Annotated in this window: 9 protein-coding genes and 1 pseudogene; all 10 read left to right on the top strand. The window is 46.1% G+C overall.

Translation table 11 applies throughout. The features are described from left to right. The coding region (locus Q4Q57_RS19115) for a hypothetical protein (RefSeq protein WP_311891729.1) at nt 1-449 on the top strand (449 nt) is incomplete at its 5' end. Nucleotides 450-503: 54 nt separating this feature from the next. Further along, complete coding sequence (locus Q4Q57_RS19110; protein ID WP_311891728.1) at nt 504-833, top strand: hypothetical protein; 330 nt, start codon at nt 504-506, stop codon at nt 831-833. Nucleotides 834-980: 147 nt separating this feature from the next. Further along, nucleotides 981-1,238 carry a type II toxin-antitoxin system Phd/YefM family antitoxin gene (locus Q4Q57_RS19105; protein ID WP_220592666.1) on the top strand — a complete coding sequence of 86 codons (258 nt, stop codon included), beginning with the start codon at nt 981-983 and terminating at the stop codon, nt 1,236-1,238. Beyond that, nucleotides 1,226-1,525 carry a type II toxin-antitoxin system RelE/ParE family toxin gene (locus tag Q4Q57_RS19100; protein ID WP_220592667.1) on the top strand — a complete coding sequence of 100 codons (300 nt, stop codon included), beginning with the start codon at nt 1,226-1,228 and terminating at the stop codon, nt 1,523-1,525. The genes Q4Q57_RS19105 and Q4Q57_RS19100 overlap by 13 nt, the downstream gene beginning before the upstream one ends. Before the next feature lie 81 nt (nt 1,526-1,606). Further along, nucleotides 1,607-2,014: a hypothetical protein gene (locus Q4Q57_RS19095; protein ID WP_311891727.1), complete on the top strand. Its 408-nt coding sequence runs from the start codon at nt 1,607-1,609 to the stop codon at nt 2,012-2,014. A gap of 88 nt (nt 2,015-2,102) precedes the next feature. Beyond that, the gene (locus Q4Q57_RS19090; protein ID WP_311891726.1) at nt 2,103-2,522 is read left to right on the top strand and encodes a hypothetical protein; all 420 of its coding nucleotides are present in this window, start codon (nt 2,103-2,105) and stop codon (nt 2,520-2,522) included. A gap of 218 nt (nt 2,523-2,740) precedes the next feature. Further along, nucleotides 2,741-3,505 (top strand): annotated as a pseudogene (locus Q4Q57_RS19085) (SDR family oxidoreductase). A gap of 11 nt (nt 3,506-3,516) precedes the next feature. Continuing rightward, entirely contained in the window at nt 3,517-4,359 is an 843-nt protein-coding gene (locus Q4Q57_RS19080; protein WP_311891725.1) for a methylated-DNA--[protein]-cysteine S-methyltransferase, read from the top strand. Nucleotides 4,360-4,457: 98 nt separating this feature from the next. Beyond that, the gene (locus Q4Q57_RS19075) at nt 4,458-5,042 is read left to right on the top strand and encodes a DUF6151 family protein (protein ID WP_311891724.1); all 585 of its coding nucleotides are present in this window, start codon (nt 4,458-4,460) and stop codon (nt 5,040-5,042) included. 819 nt (nt 5,043-5,861) lie between these two features. Continuing rightward, complete coding sequence (locus tag Q4Q57_RS19070) at nt 5,862-5,990, top strand: hypothetical protein (RefSeq protein ID WP_259399866.1); 129 nt, start codon at nt 5,862-5,864, stop codon at nt 5,988-5,990. The last annotated feature ends 10 nt before the right edge of the window (nt 5,991-6,000 follow it).

Genomic DNA, 6,000 nt, shown 5'->3' with positions numbered 1-6,000 from the left:
TCAAAAACGACTCGCAACAAGTTGCTCGCTTGTTGCGGGTTTTATGTGCAAATGGAGCGCAGATGAAGAAGTTACTAATGACAATTCTTGGGGTATTAGGGATGAGTGGAGCAAATGCAGATACAGGACTGGATTTCTCTCATGTAAATTCTCGCGAAAAGACGATGGCACTTGTTCAGGAAGGCAAGCTTTTCAAATTACTTTTATTCCCATCTGAATTTGGAGGTGAAGATATTCCTCAAAACTCTGTTTACGTGCCTGCTGGAATCCCAGAAATAAAGGACCAAATCACGGAAACACTTATTCGTTTTGTAGAACAAGGCTTAATCGACAACATGCAGGTTAATCCAGAGTACAAGGGCAATAGCTTTGTGCCCTCAAAAATTAAAATGAGCACTTCGCATTCAGGTAAATCTGGTGAATTTAATCCAACAATTGAAATTTGGTAAGCACATAACAAGTGCAGGTTGTCGGACAGGTACTACAAGCGTTAGGGTACTCGTATGAAAGCACGCAGATACTTAACAATTTTGATTAGCTTGTTTTTACTAGGCTGTTCAAATAAACAAATAAATTTTGATACTGGAACTGGCTTTGCGTGCTTTGATGAACCCCAATGGCTAAACGATAAAAAGCAGCACTATCTATGCGTTTTCGAGTTAAATACAGTTAGCCCGCATTCTTCAAATAGTGACCGCATGGATTTAGCAAACAAATTTGTAAAAAAGATAGGTAAAGAATGTACTGTGTCAGAAGCTCAAGAAATGGTAGATCCAAAAGCTGAGGCTGACCACGGTATGTATTTAATGGTGCATCATATTCGTTGCAATTAGACCGTGCTCTAACAATCGCCATCAAAACGCCGCTTCGCGGCTCGACTCGCAACACGTTGCTCGCGTTTGTGGCGGGCGTTAGCTGGGATTGCCTTGCTCGCAAAGTGATACTATAGTGTCACTTTGAATTTAGAACAGGGTGAACCTATGAAAGTTGAGCTAGTTACGAATCTAAAGCGTCAAGCGACAAAGATTCTGGCAGATCTGCACTTGTCGAAAGAGCCCGTATTGATTACAGAGCATGGTCAGCCATCTGCATACCTTGTAGATGTTCAAGATTATGAATTCATGCAGCGTCGGCTTGCGCTGCTTGAGGGGCTCGCTCGTGGAGAGCGTGCTGTACTTGAGGGAAGAACGTATAGCCAAAGTGAAGCCAGAGATAAGATGACTAAATGGCTGAAGTGATCTGGACAGAGCCAGCCCTTCAAGAACTTGATGCCATTGCTGAGTATATTGCTTTGGACAACCCTGCTGCTGCGAGCGATCTCGTGAAGGCAGTTTTCGACAAGACAGAACGTTTGGAGAATTTCCCCAAATCCGGGCGGATTCCTCCTGAGCTCCCGGATTCGGTATACAGAGAGGTAGTGATTCCACCCTGTCGCATTTTTTATCGTGAGGATGAGCAGCGAGTTTTCGTCCTCTTTGTCATGCGAGAGGAGCGACAGCTTCGTGCGTTCATGCTTGGAAACTGATAACAATCCGCGTCATTCGGGGTATTCACCCCCTGTGACGTTCCTAAGTTCGCGCGCATGCGCGGGATGTTAGCATTCAATATGAAATATCGAGTAATCGTAAAAAGTATCACACCATGCAGTTGCGAAAATGAAGGTGAAGCTGAGGTTTACTTCCCTGATTTTGATCTAACTATTGTCTGCTATTTCATTGGTAGTATTGATTGGTTTAAAAGTTGTTTTCCTCTAAATAAATTGAAAGATGCCGACCTAAGATATTGGCACGCTAACTGGCAGTTAACGGATAAACAAACTAAATCTATAGCAACGAGTGTTGTTGGCACATACGGCGGCTTCAAACTAGACGAAGATAACGAAAAATTATTTATGGTTAATTCGTTGCTTCCTGTCATATCTGACAATGAATTAGGTAACTATCAATTAGATGTTCCAGAAGGAAGTTGGGTCGAATCAACAGGGCAATTTGTTATCGAGGAAGTTGAATTTTAAGCTGGTCCTGTCGCTTCGCTCCTTATTTTAGCCGGCTTAAAAGTTGCCCTGCTTGGGGCGTTAGTTAACACGGAGGTTCTGTCGCAGTATGAATGTATTCTTAATTATTGCAGGTGCATTAAGTGCCGTTGTAGCCATTCTTCATATAGGTTGTATTTATTTTGGCGCTCCTTGGTATCGTTTTTTTGGTGCGGGTGAACAAATGGCTTTACTTGCTGAGCTCGGTAGTATTCAACCTACATTAATTACCAGTGGTATTGTTCTTGTTCTCTCTATTTGGTCGATTTACGCATTTTCTGCGGCAGGTGTAATTGTTCGTTTACCTTTACTTCGTTTAGCTCTTATTCTCATCACTTTTATTTATTTACTTCGCGGTGTTGCCGGTTTCTTTTTAGTCAGCTCTCCTATGGGGCGTTCTCCTGAGTTTTGGATGTGGAGTTCATTGATTTGTTTAAGTTTTGGTATTATTCACTTCATTGGTTTAAAACAGCAATGGTCAAATTTATGAGAAAAATGCAACCTAACTAGTCGTTAAAGCAGGACAACAACAGTTGGTTTTTGTCCTGTGTCGCTTATTTAAATCAACTATTTTTGCCTTTTAATGAGGCGCTATAGCGCAATTGAAATACAGCAAGATTCGGGTCGGCAGTAATCATTTCGCCTTCTAATATGACATCTGTTCGGGCATATGCCCTTTTATACTAAGCAGATCCTAGAGGAATAACGATGACTATACTTGCCAACAAAGTCGCTATTGTTACCGGTGCCAGTACCGGCATTGGCTACGCAGCCGCGAGGCTTTTTGCCAGAGAAGGTGCTGCCGTAGTGGTTGCTGCAAGGCGACAGAAGGAGCTTGATTAACTGGTGGACTTAATCAACACGGAAGGCGGGCAGGCACTGGCACTCGCCGGTGATGTTAGCGAAGAAGCTTTTGCCAAAGCATTGGTAGATAAGGCAGTAAGCCACTTTGGTGGCCTGGATATCGCTTTTAACAATGCTGCCATTCTGGGTGCTATGGGCCCTGTCCCTGAGATGTCGCTCACGGACTGGAATCAAGTTATTGCGACCAACTTAACCAGCGCATTTTTGGGCGCAAAGTACCAGCTTCCCGCCATGGCTGCCCGAAAAGGAGGTTCGTTAATTTTCACCTCTACTTTCGTTGGTTACACGGCAGGTATGCCAGGCATGGCAGCCTACGCAGCCAGTAAGGCGGGATTGATTGGACTGACTCAGGTGCTGGCATCCGAGCACGGACCTCAGAACATCCGGGTCAATGCCCTTTTGCCCGGAGGGACTGATACGCCGGCAGGACGTGAGTTTGCCAATACGCCAGAAGCATTGGCATTTGTGCATAATCTGCATGCTCTTAAGCGTATGGCGACACCAGATGAAATTGCCCAATCTGCCTTGTACCTTGCCTCCGATGCCTCCAGCTTCACCACGGGATCTGCAATGCTGGTCGATGGCGGTGTATCTATAAATCGTGTTTGAGAGGCCGGGCCATGTCAGACTATGACCGAATCGCAAGCGCCATGGCCTATTTGGTTGAGCGGGCAATTGATCAGCCCAGCCTTGAAGAGATAGCCGCCCATGTGCATCTGAGTCCGTATCACTTTCAAAGGCTGTTTTGTCGTTGGGCAGGTACTACGCCGAAGCGCTTTTTACAGGTCCTGACATTGGAGCGGGGCAAAGGATTGCTTAATAATTCTCGCTCCTTGCTTGATGTCTCACATGAGCTTGGATTAAGCGGCAGTTCAAGGTTGCATGATCACTTTGTGCAGCTGGAAGCCGTCACACCTGGCGAGTATAAAAATCGAGGTAAGGACGTACAGATCGAGTATGGAGTCCATCCGACCCCATTGGGGCCCATGTTTGTGGCCGTAACCCTGCGTGGTGTTTGCCGGGCAGCATTCATGGACTTCAATAGCATGGAGGAGTTGCTGGATGACTTACATAACGATTGGCCTCTCAGTTCGATCAGAGAAAGCTTGGCATCTACGCGACACGCTATTGATACTTTTTTTAACAGTGACACAGCTTCCGTGCAAGGCCCGCTGTCGCTCCATGTGACAGGGACTAATTTTCAGATCGCAGTGTGGCGTGCTTTGTTGAAAATACCACCCGGCGCTGTGGTCAGCTATGCCGAAGTAGCCAGAACACTCGGCGCACCCCGATCTGCAAGGGCAGTTGGTAACGCTATTGGAGCAAATCCAGTTGCCTTGCTGATCCCCTGCCACCGGGTTATCCAGCAAAGTGGTGCGCTGGGGGGGTATCGCTGGGGACCAACCAAGAAGCTGATGGTACAAACATGGGAAAAAATGCGTGATGAACCGGTTGCGCTATAACAATGCTATGCAACCGACGTTTGTACCTCGCTCGGCTGATGGCGGGCGTTATAAGAGCACAGCGTTGCTTGTAATCTGACTAAGGAAAGTTGATAACTATGCATCTAATTCAATGTAAGTGCGGTGCTGTTAAAGGACAACTCAACAAAATTGGAACTACCAATCGTCTCATCTGCTATTGCACGGATTGCAGAGCGTTCGCACATTTTCTTGGTAAAGCCCCTTTTGTACTAGATGAACAAGGCGGAACTGAGATCGTTCAAATGTCTCAACAACACCTGTTTTTCTACCAAGGGGAACATCTTATATCGGCAGTACGACTCAGTGAAAACGGTATGATCCGCTGGTATGCCGCATGTTGCGGAACGCCTATTGGTAACACTATGGCAAGCCGGAAAGCATCATTCATCGGCCTTATTCACAGCTGCCTAGACCGGCAGCAAATGGATAAAGACTTTGGAGCAGACGTTGCAATTTTAAACACTGATACTGCCTTAGGCCAAGCGAAGCCAAAGCAACGTGGACTTATGGGGGTTTTAGTTCGCTTTATATGGATCGTGGTCACGAACCGCATCAATGGAAGATATAAAAACTCTCCTCTTTTTAATTCTTTCGGTTTACCTCGTGTAACCCCAAAAATACTGAACACTGAAGAATTGGATAAATTGAAGAGTGACGTGTAACAAGTAGCTTCATTTTCCGAGCACAAACAGTGGAGCTGGACCTCGCTACAGCTCGGCCTGTTCTTGGACTACGACTTCACCTGCAGACGTATTACCCAATCACAATGGCATCATGGCCAGTTGCAGGCTTAGTGCGGCATGTTCTTGAACTGTACTCTTTTCACCTGCAGGCGTGTTATCCAATCCCAAAGCGCATCATGAGCGCTGAATAGCTATACGTTAATGCCAGTGGTCGATTATGGCCGGTATCTAAGCGTATTGTTCTGCTTGGTCCTATGTTCCTGCCTTGTGTTTACCTGCCGATGTGTCCGCTGATCTCACGCTGGCTAAATAGTATTTGTGAGGCAGGGAGATTAGTTGGGCGGATAGGTATTGATGCCTGGCATCAAGGTGCATGCTTCCGTTCGTTAGCTGCTTAATAGCTGCAGATGTATTAGTCGTTCAGGCATTTACTCATGTCTGAGGGTGCAGCCGGCATTGATAGGGCAGATATAGGCGTGTTGTACAGCTATGGCGAGTGGAGGATACCGCACGTTTCCTCAGTCTTGTTTGTTACGTGTGTGTTATTTTTAGATAGGTATATTACACCATTCTGGTTTAACAGTTCTTCGGTGCGGCCTAGATAATCCCTAGATAGCCTCAAAAAATTGGGAGCACTCAAACCCATGCAGCAGTAGGGCTACAGGCTAGTCGTTGCATCAACCCTAGAGGAGGATGCAACGGCTCGCTTTTGTTGCTGTTGTGTTAACACTTGAGGGCGTAAAGGATAGGGCAAAAGGTGAGGTTTTTTGCTGTTTTGGGTGAATTGATGGCGCCCAAATGGAACCTCCTATTCGGCTCACGGTTTCGGTCGCGGCCTCATCCTGCGAAGGCGTTATCCGCTCCCTGTTTTTAGTCATCGAAAGCTGGCGAACTGGGATGATCTGCACACTGTTTTTGGGTGATTGAACGCGTTTTT

This window comes from Shewanella sp. SP2S2-6 (assembly GCF_031931965.1).
Lineage (GTDB): Bacteria > Pseudomonadota > Gammaproteobacteria > Enterobacterales > Shewanellaceae > Shewanella > Shewanella baltica.
This window is presented reverse-complemented; position numbering and strand designations above follow the sequence as displayed.